The 19,453-nt window shown below is 33.6% G+C and carries 16 protein-coding genes; 8 read left to right on the top strand and 8 right to left on the bottom strand.

Annotated features, from left to right (window positions below):
* The first annotated feature begins 30 nt into the window (after positions 1-30).
* The gene (fahA, locus tag ACKOWY_RS03260) at positions 31-1,314 is read left to right on the top strand and encodes a fumarylacetoacetase (protein ID WP_408940013.1); all 1,284 of its coding nucleotides are present in this window, start codon (positions 31-33) and stop codon (positions 1,312-1,314) included.
* Positions 1,315-1,347: 33 nt separating this feature from the next.
* On the opposite strand, the gene ytxJ is transcribed toward fahA, so the two are convergent.
* On the bottom strand, positions 1,348-1,734 hold the full coding sequence (ytxJ, locus tag ACKOWY_RS03255) for a bacillithiol system redox-active protein YtxJ (RefSeq protein ID WP_408940012.1): 387 nt from the start codon (positions 1,732-1,734) through the stop codon (positions 1,348-1,350).
* A gap of 156 nt (positions 1,735-1,890) precedes the next feature.
* Between ytxJ and clpB the strand changes: the two genes are divergently transcribed.
* On the top strand, positions 1,891-4,488 hold the full coding sequence (clpB, locus tag ACKOWY_RS03250; RefSeq protein WP_408940011.1) for an ATP-dependent chaperone ClpB: 2,598 nt from the start codon (positions 1,891-1,893) through the stop codon (positions 4,486-4,488).
* Positions 4,489-4,550: 62 nt separating this feature from the next.
* Complete coding sequence (locus ACKOWY_RS03245; protein WP_408940010.1) at positions 4,551-5,048, top strand: DUF4199 domain-containing protein; 498 nt, start codon at positions 4,551-4,553, stop codon at positions 5,046-5,048.
* Positions 5,049-5,092: 44 nt separating this feature from the next.
* On the opposite strand, the gene ACKOWY_RS03240 is transcribed toward ACKOWY_RS03245, so the two are convergent.
* The 6 genes from ACKOWY_RS03240 to ACKOWY_RS03215 all read right to left on the bottom strand — a co-directional run bounded on the left by ACKOWY_RS03240 (position 5,093) and on the right by ACKOWY_RS03215 (position 11,586).
* Complete coding sequence (locus tag ACKOWY_RS03240; RefSeq protein WP_408940009.1) at positions 5,093-7,342, bottom strand: M1 family metallopeptidase; 2,250 nt, start codon at positions 7,340-7,342, stop codon at positions 5,093-5,095.
* A gap of 107 nt (positions 7,343-7,449) precedes the next feature.
* A complete protein-coding gene (gene gldG, locus ACKOWY_RS03235) occupies positions 7,450-9,147 on the bottom strand; it encodes a gliding motility-associated ABC transporter substrate-binding protein GldG (protein WP_408940008.1) in 1,698 nt (565 codons plus the stop codon).
* Positions 9,147-9,872 carry a gliding motility-associated ABC transporter permease subunit GldF gene (gldF, locus tag ACKOWY_RS03230; protein ID WP_408940007.1) on the bottom strand — a complete coding sequence of 242 codons (726 nt, stop codon included), beginning with the start codon at positions 9,870-9,872 and terminating at the stop codon, positions 9,147-9,149. Before gldF ends, gldG begins: the two co-directional genes overlap by 1 nt.
* A 3-nt stretch (positions 9,873-9,875) precedes the next feature.
* Positions 9,876-10,172 (bottom strand): putative quinol monooxygenase, encoded by a 297-nt coding sequence (locus ACKOWY_RS03225; protein WP_408940006.1) that lies wholly within the window; start codon positions 10,170-10,172, stop codon positions 9,876-9,878.
* Between the two features lie 3 nt (positions 10,173-10,175).
* Positions 10,176-10,751, bottom strand: coding sequence for a hypothetical protein (locus ACKOWY_RS03220; RefSeq protein ID WP_408940005.1), 576 nt, complete (start codon positions 10,749-10,751; stop codon positions 10,176-10,178).
* Positions 10,752-10,761: 10 nt separating this feature from the next.
* Complete coding sequence (locus ACKOWY_RS03215; RefSeq protein WP_408940004.1) at positions 10,762-11,586, bottom strand: S-adenosyl-l-methionine hydroxide adenosyltransferase family protein; 825 nt, start codon at positions 11,584-11,586, stop codon at positions 10,762-10,764.
* Between the two features lie 107 nt (positions 11,587-11,693).
* Between ACKOWY_RS03215 and ACKOWY_RS03210 the strand changes: the two genes are divergently transcribed.
* The 5 genes from ACKOWY_RS03210 to ACKOWY_RS03190 all read left to right on the top strand — a co-directional run bounded on the left by ACKOWY_RS03210 (position 11,694) and on the right by ACKOWY_RS03190 (position 17,505).
* Positions 11,694-12,644 (top strand): PhoH family protein, encoded by a 951-nt coding sequence (locus ACKOWY_RS03210; RefSeq protein WP_408940003.1) that lies wholly within the window; start codon positions 11,694-11,696, stop codon positions 12,642-12,644.
* Positions 12,645-12,689: 45 nt separating this feature from the next.
* The gene (gene pdxH / locus ACKOWY_RS03205; RefSeq protein ID WP_408940002.1) at positions 12,690-13,334 is read left to right on the top strand and encodes a pyridoxamine 5'-phosphate oxidase; all 645 of its coding nucleotides are present in this window, start codon (positions 12,690-12,692) and stop codon (positions 13,332-13,334) included.
* A 101-nt stretch (positions 13,335-13,435) separates the two neighbouring features.
* On the top strand, positions 13,436-15,556 hold the full coding sequence (gene ppk1, locus ACKOWY_RS03200) for a polyphosphate kinase 1 (protein ID WP_408940001.1): 2,121 nt from the start codon (positions 13,436-13,438) through the stop codon (positions 15,554-15,556).
* Between the two features lie 24 nt (positions 15,557-15,580).
* Entirely contained in the window at positions 15,581-16,471 is an 891-nt protein-coding gene (locus ACKOWY_RS03195) for a Ppx/GppA phosphatase family protein (protein WP_408940000.1), read from the top strand.
* A gap of 32 nt (positions 16,472-16,503) precedes the next feature.
* Positions 16,504-17,505, top strand: a complete 1,002-nt coding sequence (locus ACKOWY_RS03190) for a proline iminopeptidase-family hydrolase (protein ID WP_408939999.1) — start codon at positions 16,504-16,506, stop codon at positions 17,503-17,505.
* Positions 17,506-17,539: 34 nt separating this feature from the next.
* Here the strand turns inward: ACKOWY_RS03190 and ACKOWY_RS03185 are convergent, their stop codons facing one another.
* Positions 17,540-19,300: a DNA polymerase III subunit gamma/tau gene (locus tag ACKOWY_RS03185; RefSeq protein WP_408939998.1), complete on the bottom strand. Its 1,761-nt coding sequence runs from the start codon at positions 19,298-19,300 to the stop codon at positions 17,540-17,542.
* Positions 19,301-19,453 lie beyond the last annotated feature (153 nt).

The raw sequence follows: 19,453 nt of genomic DNA, 5'->3' as shown, positions 1-19,453 counted from the left end.
TTTTTTTCAACAACAAATCAACATACTATCATGCCAAATTTAGCTAATAATCCAAATCGTAAATCCTGGATTGAAGTTCCAGAAAACAGTGATTTTCCAATTCAAAATATTCCTTTCGGAGTGTTTTTAACAAAAGAAGATGTAATCACCATAGGAACACGAATTGGAGATTGCGCCATTGATATGGGAGCTTTGCAACAGCTAGGCTATTTTGATGGAATTGAATTGACCGATGATATGTTCATGCAAGATACATTGAACGACTTCATTTCGGACGGAAAAAAAACATGGCGATTAGTACGAAATCGACTTATCGAATTATTTGATAGCGAAAATCCGTTACTTCGTGATAATGCAAAACATAGAGAAATCATCATTTTCAAAATGGAAGATATTGAAATGCAACTTCCGGTTTTAATTGGAGATTACACCGATTTTTATTCCAGTAAAGAACATGCTACCAATGTAGGGAAAATGTTTCGGGATCCAGAAAATGCATTATTACCAAACTGGCTACATATACCAGTAGGTTACCACGGTAGAAGTTCTACAATAGTTCCTTCGGGAATTCCGGTACACCGACCAATGGGACAAACATTACCAAACGGAGAAACAAGTCCGGTTTTTGGACCATCACGATTGGTGGATTTCGAATTAGAAACAGCATTTATCACTACCGATGTGAATGTTATGGGTGAAAATATTTTAATCAATGAAGCGGAAGATTATATTTTCGGAATGGTATTGCTTAATGATTGGAGCGCGAGAGATATTCAAAAATGGGAATATGTGCCTCTTGGTCCCTTCTTAGCAAAAAACTTTGCTTCATCAATTTCTCCTTGGATTATTACTATGGATGCTTTAGAACCATTTAGAACTAAAGGTCCGAAACAAGAACCAACGCCACTACCCTATTTACAACAAAAAGGAAAACATACGTACGACATTAATCTTGAAGTGTATTTAAAACCTGAAAATGCAGAAGAAAGCTTAATTTCAAAATCCAATTTCAAATACATGTATTGGTCGATGTCGCAACAGCTAACACACCATACTTCCAATGGATGCCGAGTAAATTCGGGCGACATGATGGGATCTGGAACAATTTCTGGCCCAACTGAAGACAGTTTTGGATCGATGTTGGAATTAACTTGGGGTGGAAAAAATCCAATTACTATGAAAGATGGATCAGAGCGAAAATTCATTAATGATAATGATACCGTTACCATTAAAGGATATTGTCAAAATAGCTCCATGCGAATTGGATTTGGTGAAGTTTCCAGTAAACTTCTCCCTCCTTTTGTAAGAAAATAAGAACTCAAAAAACAGCTTAAAGCTGTTTTTTTTTTATAAATAGTTTTTGATTACTTCAGCATCAATATCACTATGTGAAGCATCATAGATGCATTTCTCTTTACTGATAATAAGTAATTGCGGTGATTGGTGCACCACTGAAAATTTTGAAGCAATTTCATTAGAAATGTCCCTATGATTCAATAAATCTAAGTAATACGGTAGAATTTGATCGTTGGATTCAAAATCATTTTCAAATTGACGCAAAGCCATTCTACTAATACTGCAACGGGTACTGTGCTTAAATAGTACAACTAATTTTGAGTTAGATGCATCTTCTATTTCATCTAATTGAGAAACTGAGGTAAGCGCTAACCAATTGATTTTAGAATTGGTTTCCTCTTGTGGGGTTGCACCAAAAAAATTATTAAATAAACTCATATTTTGTCATTAATTAAGACTTTTTGTCGTAACTTTATATGGATTTCATCCGAAAAAAGTGTCATTTTGTCTATAATTTAGTATTGGAATATAAATTGTCCGACAATCATCAAATATAGAATTTATTAATTTAAATCAAACAATAAAAAACACACAATGAACATAAATAAATTAACCATTAAATCGCAAGAAGCTTTGCAAAAAGCACAGCTCATTGCACAGAGTTTTGGTCAACAACAACTTGAAAACGAACACCTTTTTAAAGGCATTTTAGAAGTTGATGAAAATGTGACTCCGTTTATCCTGAAAAAGCTTAATGTAAATATTGATCTTTTCAAGAAACTACTAGAAGCTACTATTCAGAGTTTTCCAAAAGTAACGGGTGGAGAACTTATGTTTTCAAGAGAAGCATCGACCACTTTAAATGAAGCAGAAATAATTGCTACAAAAAGAAACGATGAATTTGTTTCAATAGAACATTTATTATTGGCGATTTTTAAGTCGAAAAGCAAAGTCGCTCAAATACTAAAAGACCAAGGCGTTACCGAAAAAGCTTTGGAAGCAGCAATCACCGAAATGCGCAAAGGAGAACGAGTAACATCGGCATCTGCAGAAGAAACGTACAATTCCTTAAGTAAATACGCAAAAAACCTAAATGAATTGGCTCGAAGCGGAAAACTAGATCCGGTTATTGGTAGAGACGAAGAAATTCGGAGAGTCTTACAAATATTAACCCGAAGAACCAAAAACAACCCAATGTTGGTTGGAGAACCTGGTGTAGGAAAAACGGCCATTGCTGAAGGACTTGCGCACCGAATTGTTGATGGTGATGTGCCCGAAAATCTAAAAGATAAAATTGTATTTTCATTAGATATGGGAGCGCTTATTGCTGGTGCGAAATACAAAGGAGAATTTGAAGAACGATTAAAAGCTGTAGTTAAAGAAGTAACTTCTGCCGAAGGAGACATTGTTCTTTTCATTGATGAAATCCACACGCTTGTTGGTGCAGGCGGTGGCGAAGGCGCTATGGATGCCGCGAATATATTAAAACCAGCCTTGGCTCGAGGGGAACTTCGTGCAATTGGAGCAACCACATTTGACGAATATCAAAAATATTTTGAAAAAGACAAAGCTCTTGAACGCCGTTTCCAAAAAATAATGGTTGAAGAACCGGATACAGAGAGCGCTATTTCAATTTTGAGAGGAATTAAAGAAAAATACGAAACTCATCATAAAGTTCGTATTCAGGATGATGCCATTATCGCTTCGGTAGAATTATCACAACGCTACATTACGAATCGTTTTCTTCCAGACAAAGCGATTGATTTAATGGATGAAGCCGCGTCTAAATTGCGAATGGAAATCAATTCAAAGCCAGAAGAATTAGACGTCTTAGATCGTAAAATAATGCAATTAGAAATTGAAATTGAAGCGATTAAAAGAGAAAAAGATGAAAACAAGTTAAAAGGGCTTGGATTGGATTTAGCCAATTTAAAAGAAGATCGAAACGAGATTTTTACCAAATGGAAATCCGAAAAAGATGTAGTCGATTCAATTCAGTCAGTTAAGCAAGAAATTGAAGACTTTAAATTAGAAGCAGAACGCGCTGAACGCGACGGAGACTATGGAAAAGTAGCCGAAATTCGTTACGGAAAAATAAAAGAGGCACAAGAGCAATTGGATACTTTGCAAATTACATTAGCTGAAAACCAATCGGGATCCTCATTAATAAAAGAAGAAGTTACCAGAGAAGATATTGCTGAAGTGGTAGCAAAATGGACCGGAATTCCGGTTATGAAAATGCTTCAAGGAGAACGAGAAAAACTATTAAAACTAGAAGAAGAATTACACCATCGTGTTGTTGGTCAAGAAGAAGCGATTGAAGCGGTTAGTGATGCCGTGAGAAGAAGTCGTGCAGGATTGCAAGATATGAAAAAGCCAGTTGGAACTTTCTTATTTCTTGGAACTACTGGTGTTGGCAAAACCGAATTAGCGAAAGCGCTTGCCGAATACTTATTTGACGATGAAAATGCAATGACCCGAATTGATATGAGTGAATACCAAGAGCGTCATAGCGTAAGCCGATTGGTTGGTGCGCCTCCTGGCTATGTGGGTTATGATGAAGGCGGTCAGTTAACGGAAGCGGTACGAAGAAAACCATATTCCGTTATCTTGTTGGACGAAATAGAGAAAGCACATCCGGATACTTTCAATATATTGTTACAGGTTTTAGATGAAGGAAGATTAACGGATAATAAAGGCCGAGTTGCTGACTTTAAAAACGCAATTATTATCATGACTTCAAACATTGGTAGCGCTATTATTCAGGAAAAATTTGAAAACATAAAAGGTGTAGATGCAGCAATTGAAGCAGCCAAAACTGAAGTTATAGGTTTATTGAAACAAATGGTCCGACCTGAATTCATTAACCGTATTGATGAAATTGTAATGTTTACGCCTTTATCGTCTGATAATATTAAAGAGATTGTTGGACTTCAGTTGAAGGGATTAGTTAAAATGCTAGCGGAACAAAGCATAACCATGGATGCAACTCCTGAAGCTATAAATTATTTATCAGAAAAAGGATACGACCCACAATATGGAGCTCGTCCTGTAAAAAGAGTCATTCAGCGTGAAGTTTTAAACCAACTTTCTAAAGAAATATTGGCCGGCAAAGTAACCACCGATAGTATTATTTTATTGGATTGTTTTGATGGGCAATTGGTTTTTCGAAATCAAAATGAACTGAATTAATTCCAAATTTGTAATAAATTAAAAAAATAGTACATTTATATTTTGTTATTAAATAGATAAATATGAAAAATATTATTTTAAAAAATGGAACTATTGGGGGATTAATAATTGCTACCTCTATGGCAATTGGAACTTATTTGTGTTACAATAGTTCAAAAGGATTTGAACCTAATTATGCTATAGGATTTGGCGGAATGCTACTTGCTTTTATCTTTATTTATTTGGGAATCGAACGCTATCGAAAAATAGCTAATGGCAAAATATCATTTTCAAAGGCACTTCAAATTGGTTCCTTAATAACTTTATTAATTTCCACGTTTTATGTTGGGGTTTGGCTAATTGTTTATTACAACTTCTTCCCTGATTTCATTGAGAAATATGCGCAATCAGAAATCGCTCATGCTACTCCATCTGAATTAGCAGAAGTAACTACAAAAATGGAATCCTATAAGGAAATGTATAAAAATCCTTTGATGATTATTCTGTTAACCTATATGGAGATAGTGCCATTTGGAATTGTAATCACATTAATTAGTTCCTTAATTTTAAAGAAAAAATAAAAAAGGCCCGCAGTTGCGGGCCTTTTAATATTTAATATCTAATCTTATTTATCTCTAGTAAAATCAAAACTTTGAGGACCTACACTTAAATTAAATCCATCTTTTGCTTCATTAAACTGAATTACTAAACCAGCTTGGTCTAAAGTAAATTTACCAGCACCTTTATTTTCTAAAGCAGTAGAAGGTTGACCTTGAGCATTAATAACTAAGCTTTCCTCTTCCTCTGTAAAAGTAATTTTAATTGGAAGTTTAGTACTTGAGAATTTTCCTAAGTAAGGAGATAACGATTCAACTTTAGTAATTCCATTTTTTTCAATAGTCCATACATTATTTTCTGAATTACTGTCTGGTAACTTATTATCTGGGTCAATTGTAATCGAATCTAATTCTTCAGTAGTATCTACTTTAAATGTCCAATCTGAATTTCGCTCCCATACTTCTACAGGTAATGATTTTCTTGAAACAGCTCCACTTTTTGTTTTGATTTCAATTTCAACTGGCATCACCATTTTTTCTAGGTTTTCAATTGTGATAATTGCTCCTTTTTTAGCATCTCCTTTTACATATTTAACCTTTGAAATTCCTTGATCCAATCTCCAGTTATTAATAAACCAGCTTCTCCAAAACCAACCCAAATCTTCACCTGCTACATTTTCAATAGTTCTAAAGAAATCGTCTGGCATAGGATGTTTAAAAGCCCAACGCTCTGTGTAAGTTCTAAATGCTTTATCAAATCGTTCTTTACCTAACACATTATTTCTAAGCATATCTAATCCTGCACCTGGTTTAAAATAAGCTAATATTCCAAGATTTGCTTCTTTTAAATTTCCTGGATTAGCCATTACTGGCTCCAAACTAGGATCAGTCAGCATTTCTGAAACTTCGTGCATATTTTGTTCTGGTTGCTTGTATTCACCATTATTAAAATCTTGAGCACTTAATCCATTAATAAAAGTATTAAATCCTTCATCCATCCACGCAAATAAACGTTCATTAGAACCTACAATCATTGGATACCAACCGTGACCAAATTCATGATCTGTAACTCCCCAAAGTTCTGCACCTTTTGATGTTAATTCACAAAAAACAATACCTGGATATTCCATTCCGCCTTCATTACCAGCTACGTTAGTTGCTGCAGGATAAGGAAATTCAAACCATCTTTTTGAATAATTTTCAATCGATGTTTTTGTATATTCTGTAGCTCTTCCCCAAGCTTCTTGACCATCAGATTCAACTGGATAGGTTGAAATAGCCAATGCTTTTTTTCCACTAGGCAGATTGATTCGAGCTGCATCTACAATAAATGCTGCTGAAGAAGCCCAAGAAACATCTCGCGCATTTTTAATTTTAAATTTCCAAGTAAGGGTAGATTTTCCTTCTGGACGAGTTCCAACTTGCGTTACTTCTTCTGCAGTACGAATCATAACGGTTTTATCACTTGCTTTTGCAGCAGCCCAACGTTTTTGTTGCTCAGCAGTATACACTTCTGAAGTGTTAAGCAATTCACCAGAACAAACTACAATATGACTAGCTGGCGCAGTAATTGCTACATCAAAATCACCATATTCTAAATAAAATTCTCCTGCTCCAAGGTAAGGATATGTGTTCCAACCACGAACGTCGTCATAAACACACATTCTAGGATACCATTGAGCCACTGTGAAAATTTTTCCGTTTTTAGTATCAACAACTCCCATTCGATCCGAGCCATAATCTGGAGAAACGAATGAAAATTCAATTTTTAATTTAACCGATGCACCATTTCCATTTAACTCTTGTGGAAGATTTACTTGCATACGAGTATCTACAATAGAATAAGTTGCTTCTTTCTCAACCGTCTTTCCACCTACTGTTGAAATCACTTTAAGCGATTTTATTTTAATACCTCCGTCAAAATCCTGTCCTTTGGCACCATTTCTACTTCCTTTTAATGGAATGATAGCGTTACCACGGGAATCTTTTTTAAATAAATTTTGCTCCAAATTCATCCATAAAAAACTTAGTTTATCTGGACTATTATTAGTGTACGTTAAAATTTCTGACCCTGAAATTTCTTTAGTTTGCTCATTCAAATTTGCGGTTAAAGTGTAATCCGCACGATTTTGCCAGTATTTAGGACCTGGCTGACCACTTGCAGAACGTGTTTCCGTTGCATTTTTTGTATAAAAATTATTAGCAAATGTTTCATTATAATTATAATTTGACATTGGCTTGGCGTCCTGAGCATTTACAGAAGTAAATCCGAAAAACAAAGCGCTAAAAATAGAAGCTTTTAAAATAAATTTTTTCATAGATTGGAGTTAGTTAATTGATAAACAAATAAAAGAAAAAAATGCTTTTGATTTCACAAAAGCATCTTAATTAGTTATATATAAATGTAATTTGTTACACTAATTTTTTATTTACTGTACTTTTTCTTTCTCAAAAAAGTAAAAACAATTCCAAAAACTAAAACTAAGGTTATAGGAATACCAATAGTTTGAATCTGAGAAAAAGTATAATTTTCGGTTACTTTTTGAGTGTCTAAAATAGGCAATGCAACTTCTTTACTTCTAATATTTATCAAGCCATTATCATCCAATAAATAATTTACACAATTAAGCATAAACTCTTTATTTGCATACAAATTATTGGTCCATTTATCAAATCCTAACTCTAATGGTTGGTAGTCTTTGTCCAATTGATTTCTTATCACATCTCCATCTGAAATAAGAATCATTTTTGAATCTCTTCCTGTTGGTTTAAAATCTTTTTCTGCAAATGGAAGGACTCTATTTTGGTAAACCGAGTTGAATTTACCTTCTAATAAAACTGCAACCGGAAGGTTTCCATGACCAAAAAACTCTTTTTGTTCTGGGCGATCTTCAACCATATTTAAATTTACTTGTGTAGGTGTACCAACCGATTTTGAATAAGGGGAACTTTGTAATAATACCGTCTTTTTTATGTCGTTTTTTAGAACTTCTATAGGGTTAGTGAACTCAAATTTTATTCCGTCCAAATTACTTACAATAGCGTTTGTTTTGGAATTATCCATATTTGCAACAGGATAAACCATTGGAGAAAACAACCATGGAAATTTAGTATATTGTGTAGCACTACCCTGCTGACCTGTAGCCAAAGATATTGGGGTTGCCATGATGTCTTTGATTAAATCGGGCTTAATACGAACACCATATTTAAAGAATAGATCATTTAAATTCAAATCTCTTGGAAAAGCCATGTTCTCACCTGTTTCCATCAAACTATCCATTTCCATATTCACTTGATCTACAAGCCAAATCGTATTACCTCCATTGATAAGGAACTGGTCTAATACTTGTTTTTCAGAATCAGAAAAAGCCTCGGTTGGCTTAGCAATAATAGCCAAATCGTATTTTTTCAATTCTTTTAGAGTATTCTCCGGATTTTTTGCAACCGAATCTAAAGTGAAGGGCCCAATAAAATAATTTTCTCTAACCGACTTTAAAAAATCGGCTATTAATAAATCATGTAGCTCACCATTTCCTTTAATAATAGCTACTTTCTTCTCCCGTGTTTTAGTAACTGTATTAAAAGCATTTGAAAAAGCATATTCTAAATGCTGTACCGAGCTTACTACTTTTTGAGCTGTAGATGCACCCATCATGTTTTTAAGCAATGGCACTTTTGCACTTTTATTGCCATAACTTACAACAGCCCATGGAAAAACAATTTCTTGAGTTTGTTTTCCTTTTTCATCCATTGTAACATTGAGAGGCATTAAACCCCTATCATAAAACTTTTGTAAGGTTTTGTCGCGATCTTCCTCTTTATCCAACGGATTAATAAATTGGAAAATAACATTAGAATTAGTTGCCTTAAACTCCTCTAAAAGCTGTTGGGTTTCTGTTTGCAATTTTTTGAATTCACCTGGAAAATTTCCTTCCAAAAAAACATCAACATAAAGTGGTTCTTTCACTTCGCTAATTATGTTCAACGAAGTTTGTGAAAGTGTATACCTTTTATCTTCAGTTAAATCAAAACGTTTAAAAAGAAAATGACCGGCAAAATTAACAGCCATTATTATAAAAATAATGGTAAATAGATTTTTTAAATTAGGGTTCTTATTTTCCATTATGATTTAAGCGATTTAAGTTTGTAAACAGTCACCGACAAAAACAAGGTGGTAATACTCATAAAATAAAGAGCATCTCGGGTATCAATAACTCCACGACTCATACTTTTAAAGTGATTTTCCATTCCGAAGAAAGAAATAAACTCTTGCCAATCTTTAAATTGGGAAGCAATTCCTTGAAATCCAAAATACAAAAAGAAGCATAAAAATACGGAGATAATAAATGCAACGATTTGATTCTCTGAAAGTGAGGAAGTAAATACTCCAATTGCTGCATATCCAGAAATCAAAAATAAAAGTCCAAAATAAGAACCTAAAGTACTTCCCATGTCTATATTACCTTCGGGCATTCCTAGCCCATACAGCACATAAACATAGATTAAAGTTGGAATAATTGCTATGATAATAAGAGCAAAAGCACCTAGATATTTACCAATTACAATTTCCCAAATTGATATTGGTTTGGTTACTAATAATTCCAAAGTACCTTGTTTCATTTCATCTGAAAAACTGCGCATAGTAACTGCTGGAATAAGAAAAATCAATATCCAAGGAGATATTGTAAAGAAAGGAGATAAATCGGCAAAGCCACTATTTAAAATATTGTATTCTCCTTCAAAAACCCATAGAAACAATCCGTTCAGTAACAGAAAAATAGCAATCACCAAATAACCTATTGGCGATCCAAAAAAGGATTTTATTTCTCTTAATAATATTGATTTCATAATTTATTCTAAAGTAACTAATTTGTCTACACTCCACGCTTCGGGTTTATCGTTGAATAACTTTTTGGTAAAAGTCCAAACTTCATCAAATAAAGCCGATTTTCTATAATTTTCTAAATCTTCTTCTGTATCCCAATAACTATAGGTAAATAGAATTTGGGGGTTGTTTTTATCTTGATACAATTCTAGAAAACGATTTCCGGGCGCATTTCGTATGTGAGTTTTCACTAATTCGAAATTTTCTAGGAATGCCGGGATGTTTTCTAGGTGAAAAGACATTTTCACAATTCGTACAAACATATATTATTTTTTTAATTCGTTTTCAAAATCAACCCGCTCCTTTTTCCACATATTTGAAAAATAAGCCTCATTAATTAGTATTTGATTCGCCAATCTTTGATAAAACCCAGCTGCTTCGTCATAATAAAATGGCTTCTTTTTTCTTGAGCAAAAAATGTAGTCGTTTGATAAATGATACGAACTAGCCTTTTTTAATATTGAAGCAAAATTACGAACATTACTTCTTAAAAACGCATTAATCACTTCCTCTAATTCGTTTTTTTGATTGTAATCAACTTCACTGTACTTGAAAAAATTTCCATAATATTTCCAACGCATAGCGCCTAAAATAAAAATAAAACTAGCTTCATTATACTGGTCTTTATTGAGAAGTATAGTTGCTTCATGAAAATATTTCAAAGGAGATTGTGTATTTAATTTAGAAGCAATTTCAAAAATAGTACTGCCTACTTCCCCATTTTTATTATTTGTTTTTAAATTGTCAGAATAAGTATAGAATTTTACAAAAGTACTATCTAAATTTTGAGCGTTAAGTCCAACATAATTAAGTAATAAAAACAGGATTGTAAATTTCTTCATTAAACTATTTTTAACTGAAATTTATCAATACAAAATCGCGGTATTCCAAACCAAGTAAGCTGGATGCCGAACCAATTTTGGGATTACTTTTATACAAACCAATTTCTAAAAATCCTGCTTCATTAAAAATAGCCAACGATTTTCCCATGATATTATACAAAGATTGCTTTTCTATTGTTTCAATATCGGAATATTTTGCAAAAATACTTTTGACTTTTTTACTTTTAAATTGCACTTCATAAGGTCTCCCCTTGGCCGTTTCTAAAAACAATTTCTTAGTAATATTGGTAATTGCGTTTCCAAAATTATCAATATACACTACATACCCTTTAATTGAATTTTTATCGGAAGACACTACTGCCTGCAATTCGGTAACTTCTTTAAGCGATTGAATTTCTTTTCCTATCACCGTAAGCGCGCCACCTTTTGCAATGTGTACCGCAGAAGTAACCAAAACATCCATATCGGTTGCATCAGGCAATAACCGATCATGAATAGTAATCGAAACCATTTTTTGTGGTTTCAATTGGGTGGTCAAAAGGCTTAAAATTCCATTATCGGCAGTAACAAAAAAATGATCATTCCACTGAACAACAATATGCTGATTGTCTTCTTTTAATTCGATATCCACACCAATTAAATGTACCGTACCTTTAGGAAAACTAGCATACGCACCTTGAAGTAAATAACTTGCTTCACTCACGTTAAATGGATCTACTTGATGTGATATATCAACCAGAATCAAATCTTTATTTTGTGACAAAATCTTCCCCTTCAAAGCACCCACATAATGGTCTTTGGTTCCGTAATCGGTAGTAAGGGTAATTATTGACATAAAATTGTTTATAAATAATTCGGAATTGTACCGGTGTATTTCTTAAATTTGAAATGATTGCAAATCTACTAATAAATAGTAAAAAATAATTAAAAAACTACTACCATTTGAACGAACGCATCATTGAATTACACGACATCGCTCCAAAAGAATTTTGGGGAACACAAGACTCCCATCTTGAAACTATTAAAAAGTACTACCCAAGATTAAAAATTGTTGCAAGAGGAACTACTCTTAAGGTATTTGGTGAAAAAGCAGAATTAGATGAATTTGAAACCCGATTCAACAGATTGATGCTACACTTTACAAGGTATAACAACATTGATTCGAATGTAATTGATCGAGTTATTCAAAGTAATTCAGCTGAAGAACAGCGCATGCCCGATCATGAAAAAATATTGGTACATGGAATTGGCGGAAAGCTCATAAAAGCCATGACACCAAACCAGCATTTACTTGTAGAAACTGTTTTTAAAAACGACATGGTTTTTGCAGTTGGCCCAGCAGGAACAGGTAAAACCTATACCGGTGTTGCGCTTGCTGTTAAGGCACTGAAAGAAAAACAAGTAAAGAGAATCATCTTAACTCGACCTGCAGTTGAAGCAGGTGAAAACTTAGGTTTTTTGCCTGGAGATATGAAAGAAAAGTTGGATCCCTATATGCAGCCACTTTATGATGCTTTACGCGATATGCTTCCACCACAAACATTGGACGATTATATCCTAAAAGGGATTATACAAATAGCCCCTTTAGCATTTATGAGAGGTCGAACTTTAGACAATGCTTTTGTGATTTTGGATGAAGCGCAAAATACAACCCACTCCCAAATGAAAATGTTTTTAACGCGTATGGGAAAAAACGCCAAATTCATCATTACCGGAGATCCGGGACAAGTTGATTTACCGAGAAGGACTATTTCGGGATTAAAAGAAGCTTTATTGGTTTTGAAAGACATAGAAGGAATTGGCATCATTTACCTTGATGATAAAGATATTGTTCGCCATCGATTGGTGAAAAAAGTTATTGATGCTTATAAAAGCATTGAAAATCACGATTAATTTCGGTTTAGATTATTACTTAAATTTGCATGAAATTAGAGCCCTATGAAAGACCTGAGCAATTATAGAAAATCCTATGAAAAAAGTGAGCTACTAGAGCAAAATCTTCCTGAAGATCCAATTAATTTATTTAATCGTTGGTTTCATGAAACTGAAGATTTTGGAGGGGTTGAAGAAGTAAATGCCATGACTGTTGCTACTGTAGGTTTGGATGGTTTTCCAAAATCGAGGGTGGTTTTATTAAAAAAATTCAACGAAGAAGGATTTATATTCTACACCAATTACAATTCAGAAAAGGGAAAAGCAATTCAACAAAACCCTAATATTTGCCTTTCCTTTTTTTGGACAAATTTAGAAAGACAAGTAATTATTAAAGGTATTGCCGAAAAAACTATTGAAGCAGTTTCTGATAATTATTTTGCCTCGAGACCAGACGGAAGTAAGCTTGGCGCTATAGTATCTCCACAGAGTGAAGTGATCCCTAATCGAGAATTTCTTGAATCCAATTTGAAAAAACTTGAACAAGACTATCAAAATATTGAAATTGAAAGACCAAAACATTGGGGAGGTTTTTTGGTAAGACCAGTAGAGGTCGAATTTTGGCAAGGTCGCGCCAACAGATTACACGACAGAATTAGATACCAATTACAGTCCGATTTTAATTGGAAAATGGACCGATTGGCTCCTTAATTAGGATAAAAATTAATCATTAAATAACATTTAAAACTTTATTACTTTTATTATCGTTATACATTTGTGTAAATAATAAGTTGTTTTAAAGAAATCAATATATGAATACAGAAACCAATTATAAATATATAGATCGAGAAAAAAGTTGGTTAAATTTCAACGCAAGAGTACTTCAAGAAGCGGCGGACGAAGCAGTACCCTTATTAGACAGACTTAGATTTTTAGGTATTTTTTCTAATAATTTAGATGAGTTTTTCCGTGTTCGATTTGCTGCAATAAGAAGACTTAGCTTATCAGGCGAATCGGGAGAAAAAATACTTGGTGGAATTACTGCACAACAATTACTTAAAGACATTACAGAAATTGTAATTAAGCAACAAGCCGATAGTTTGAAAATTCTAAGTGATATCGAAAAACAATTAGAAAAAGAAAACATTATCATAGTAAATGAAAATGAACTGTGTCAGGAACATCAAGATTTTGTTCATGATCTATTCATTCAAAAGGTAAGTCCGGAGCTGGTTACCATCATCTTAAATGACTTGGCTGAATTCCCTTTACTAAAAGACACTTCGGGTTATCTAGCCATTAAATTGGTAATGAAAACTGAGGAGAAATCTAAAGTTCTAGGTTTGGTTAAACCAAAAAACGAAATTCGTTATGCCATAATTGAAATACCAAAAAACATCAACCGAATTGTGGTGCTTCCATCTATTGGAGACAAACAATATATCATGCTCTTGGATGATGTAATTCGTTATAACTTGAGTAGCATTTTCAACATTTTTGATTACCAGAGTATTTCGGCACACATGATCAAAATTACTCGCGACGCACAATTAGATATTGACAGCGACATGAGTAAAAGTATGTTGCAAAAGATAGCCACTTCGGTAAAAGACAGAAGAATTGGAGAACCCGTTCGATTTGTTTATGATAAAACTATTGACAAAGACACCTTGGCGTTCTTTTTAAACAGAATGAAAATTGAAGCTACGGATAGTATCATCCCTGGAGGAAGATACCATAATAGAAGAGATTATATTGACTTTCCAAATTTGGGTAGGTTTGACTTATTGTACCAACAAAAGAAACCTTTGGATGTTCCGGGGTTGAGCCTTGAAGGTAGTATCTTAAATAAAATTGCTAAAAAGGATTTTTTAATTTTTGCACCCTATCAATCGTATTCTTATTTGATAAAATTTTTAAGAGAAGCAGCACTTGATCCAAAAGTAACTTCAATAAAAATTACTTTGTATCGATTAGCAAAAAACTCTCAAATCATCAGCTCCTTAATCAATGCAGCCAAAAATGGTAAACGCGTTGTAGTTCAAATTGAATTGCAAGCTCGTTTTGATGAGGCCAATAATATTTCTTATGCAGAACAAATGCAACAGGAAGGTATCGAATTAATTTTTGGTATAAAAGGTTTGAAGGTTCACAGTAAAATATGTGTAATTGATCGATTTGAAGAAGGAAAAACAAAACGCTACGGATTTATTTCTACAGGGAATTTCAATGAGTCGACTGCAAAAGTATATACCGATGTCACATTGTTAACCAGCCACCAACAAATATTAAAAGACGTTACCAAAATTTTTGAGTTTTTTGAAATAAATTACCGTCTTCATAGATACAAGCATTTAATTGTTTCTCCACATTATTCACGAGGAAGATTTTATAAACTTATAGACCGAGAAATTCACAATGCAATGGCAGGAAGACCTGCCTATATTAATTTAAAAATGAATAGTTTATCTGATTTTTCAATGATAGACAAACTATATGAAGCAAGTAATGCAGGGGTTAAAATGAAATTGCAAATTCGTGGAATATGTTCTTTAATTCCGGGTGTGAAAGGAATGAGTGAAAATATAGAAGCCATAAGTATTGTAGATAATTTTTTAGAACATTCTAGAGTATTTATTTTTTGTAATGATAACAATCCAGAAGTATTTATTTCTTCAGCCGATTTTATGACTCGTAATTTAGATGGTCGTGTAGAAGTTACCTGCCCTATTTATCAAGAAGACATAAAAAAACAATTGATCGAGACATTTGAAGTGGGTTGGAAAGGAAATGTAAAAGCGCGTTTTCATTCTGAAAAATTAGACAACAAATACCGAATTCGAAAAGAAAATGAACCTGTATTTAGAGCACAATTAGAAACATACAATTATTATAAAAACCTTCAAGAACCAAGTAACGACAACTTGTTTTAATTGCACAATAACCGCCAATAGTAAATGATTTCAATTAAAAAATATGCCGCAATTGACATAGGCTCTAACGCCATGCGATTGTTAATTACAAATATCGTAGAACAAAAAGGAAAAGACACCCAATTTAACAAATCAGAACTTGTGAGAGTTCCCATTCGTTTGGGTCAAGATGCTTTTACGGTAGGTGAAATTACTCCAGAAAATATAGACCGAATGATTGATGCTATGGATGCCTTTAAATTAATTATAAAAGTGTATAAAGTAGAGCGCTATAAAGCGTGCGCTACTTCGGCGATGCGAGAGGCTTACAATAACAAGGAAGTTGTACATATAATAAAAGAAAAAACAGGAATTGAAATTGATATTATTGACGGAAAACAAGAGGCTGCAATAATTGCATCATCTGATTTACATAATTTAATTGCTACTGATAAAACCTACCTATATGTTGATGTAGGTGGTGGAAGCACCGAATTTTCTTTGTTTTCGGATGGAAAAATGGTGGTTTCTAAATCTTTTAAAAACGGTACCGTTCGATTGATAAACAACATGGTTAATGAAGTTGTTTGGGAAGAAATTGAAAAATGGATAAAACAACATTGTGAGCCCTACGAAAACATTACTCTAATTGGATCAGGGGGAAATATTAATAAGATATTCAAACTTTCTGGGAAACAGCAAGAAAAACCATTGTCTTACATGTATTTGAATTCTCAATACCAATATTTAAGTTCATTAACCTATGAACAACGAATTGCAGAACTTGGATTGAATACAGACCGTGCCGATGTGATCATCCCTGCAACTCGCATTTATTTAAATGCTATGAAATGGAGCGGAGCTCGACAAATATATGTTCCTAAAATCGGACTTTCTGATGGAATTGTAAAAGCCATGTATTATGGAAAAATCTAAATCTTAACCTCCTAAAAACCACACCAAAAATTATGAAAAAAATTCTATTATTAATTACATTGATAACTCTTGTTTCATGTAAGCAAGAGGAAAAATCGGACACTTATTTTCAATCTGAAACTTCAGGAATGCAAATCGGTGGCGTTCAAAAAATCGCTATTGAAACTCCAAAAGGGAAATTTAATGTTTGGACAAAACGCATTGGAAACAATCCGAAAATTAAATTACTGCTTCTAAATGGTGGCCCAGGAATGTCTCATGAGTACTTTGAATGCATGGAAAGCTTTTTACCAAAAGAAGGAATTGAATTTATTTACTACGACCAATTGGGTACTGGTTTTTCTGATAATCCAAACGATACAACAATGTGGGACCTACCTAGATATGTTGAAGAAGTAGAACAAGTGCGTGTAGCATTAAAACTGAATAAAGATAATTTTTATTTATTAGGACATTCTTGGGGTGGAATTTTAGCCATGCAATATGCGCTTAAATACCAGAATAATCTTAAAGGAATTGTGGTTTCCAATATGATGGCGAGTTGCCCAAAATATGGAGAATATTCTAAAGTTTTACAAAGTCAATTGAATCCTGATGTATTAAAATCAATTCAAGATTTGGAGGCAAAAAAAGACTATTCCAACCCAAAATACATGGAACTATTAATGGCAAATTTTTACAATCAGCATATTTTAAGATTACCTGTAAACGAATGGCCTGAGCCAGTTACAAGATCAATGGGAAGATTGAATCAATCACTCTATATTACGATGCAAGGTCCAAGCGAAATGGGACTTTCAGGTAAATTAACCCACTGGGATGTTTCTAAGGAATTAAAGAATATTTCCGTTCCAACCTTAGTAATTGGAGCAAAATACGACACCATGGATCCAGAATATATGAAATGGATGGCTACACAATTTCAAAAAGGAACCTATTTGTATTGTGCAAACGGAAGTCATATGAGTTTATATGATGACCAACAAACTTATATGAAAGGCTTAATTGATTTCTTGAAAAAAGGAAATGAATAATAAAAAAGGGATGTACTTACATCCCTTTTTTATTTTATAAATCCAAATCAAAAGCACGTCGGAGTTCTTCTAGATGCGGATTGATTTCATTTAGTCTGTTGTATTTATCTTGAGCAGTAAAAGCTATTTTACTTTTCACACTTTCGTTTACAACCACTTCAATAGCTAATTCGTGATTGTGTAAATGTCCGCGTAAATATCCTAAAAGATCTGGTTTTTCTTTGTCAAAATCAATTTTAGAACCTTCATTTGGCAACTCATAAATAATTTTAGATCCTTCCAATTTAGGGTCGCTAATTCGCAATAAAGAAGCCATAATCATGTACCCTTTATCTGTAAGTCGTTGTGCGTATTTAAACCAATAATCAAGCATTTCGGTTTCGGTAAAAGCTTCAGTTGGAAAATGAACTTCCTCTTTTACCATTCCTTTTTGGGCTTCCTGCATTTCTTTTTTAGCACGAATACTTGCTAATGAAAGCGCTGAAACATTTGCTTGACCTGAAACTGGTGTAGAATTTTGTATAGCAGATTCTTGGCTTTGGGTAACAATTGGTTCATTCTCAATTGGAGCCGATTCAACATCAACTTCAATCTCCTGATTTACAACTTCTACCTTCTCGCTAGTTTCTTCCACCTTCTGACTTTCCTCCTGTTTTTTCAAGCTTGGCGCTTCAACAATGGAGTAATCGGATCTTCTATAATAAGTGGGGGGAATTATAAAATCATTTTTTTTTTCTCCATCAAAATTGATAGAGCAAAGTTGCATAAGGGCAAGTTCTACAAGTAATCTTTGGTTTTGGGAAACTTTAAATTTTAAATCGCAATCATTAGCAATTTCGATACTTTTTAATAAAAAATCTGTAGAACATTTTTGAGCCTGTTCTCCATATAATTTTTGAGCCTGCTCCCCTGCTTCCAGTAAAGAAAGGGTCGATGGATTTTTGGAAACTAACAAATCTCTAAAATGCGAAGCCAATCCTGCGATAAAATGATGACCGTCAAAACCTTTTGAAAGAATATCATTATAGGAAACCAAAATTTGAGGAATGTTATTTTCCAAAATCAAATCGGTTATCGAGACATACGTCTCGTAATCCAACACATTAAGGTTTTCAGTAACTGCTTGTCTAGTTAAGTTGGTCCCGCAATAAGAAACTACTCTATCAAAAATAGACAATGCGTCCCGCATCGCACCATCCGCCTTTTGAGCAATAATATGAAGCGCATCATCTTCAAATAAAACCCCTTGACTAGCAGCAACTTCAGCCAAATGCTCTTTAGCATCTTTTACTGTAATTCTTTTAAAATCAAATATTTGACAACGAGATAATATCGTTGGAATGATTTTATGTTTTTCGGTTGTCGCCAAAATAAAAATAGCATGCTTTGGAGGCTCCTCTAAAGTCTTCAAAAAAGCATTAAATGCTGCAGAAGACAACATGTGCACCTCGTCAATAATATAAACTTTATACTGACCTGTTTGTGGAGGAATCCGCACTTGATCAATCAAGTTTCTAATATCGTCTACCGAGTTATTAGAAGCCGCATCCAATTCAAACACATTAAATGCAAAATCTTCATTCGGATCATCGTATCCCGGTTGGTTAATTTTTCGCGCTAAGATTCGGGCACAAGTTGTTTTTCCAACACCACGAGGTCCTGTAAACAATAATGCAGAAGCAAGGTGATTGGTTTCAATGGCATTCAACAATGTACTTGTAATAGCTTGCTGTCCCACCACATCTTTAAATGTTTGAGGACGGTATTTACGAGCAGATACAACAAATTGTTCCATAGAAATAGTATTGGTTTACAAATATAGCTTTAAAAATATCAATCTCAAATATCAAAAAACCAACATTTATCAATAAAAACGCCATTTTGTTAACAAAAAACACTAGCAAAATCTAGATTAAACCCTAATGAAAACGAACACCACTATTTTGCT

The sequence above is a fragment of the Flavobacterium sp. genome (genome assembly GCF_046073885.1).
Classification (GTDB): domain Bacteria; phylum Bacteroidota; class Bacteroidia; order Flavobacteriales; family Flavobacteriaceae; genus Flavobacterium.
This window is presented reverse-complemented; position numbering and strand designations above follow the sequence as displayed.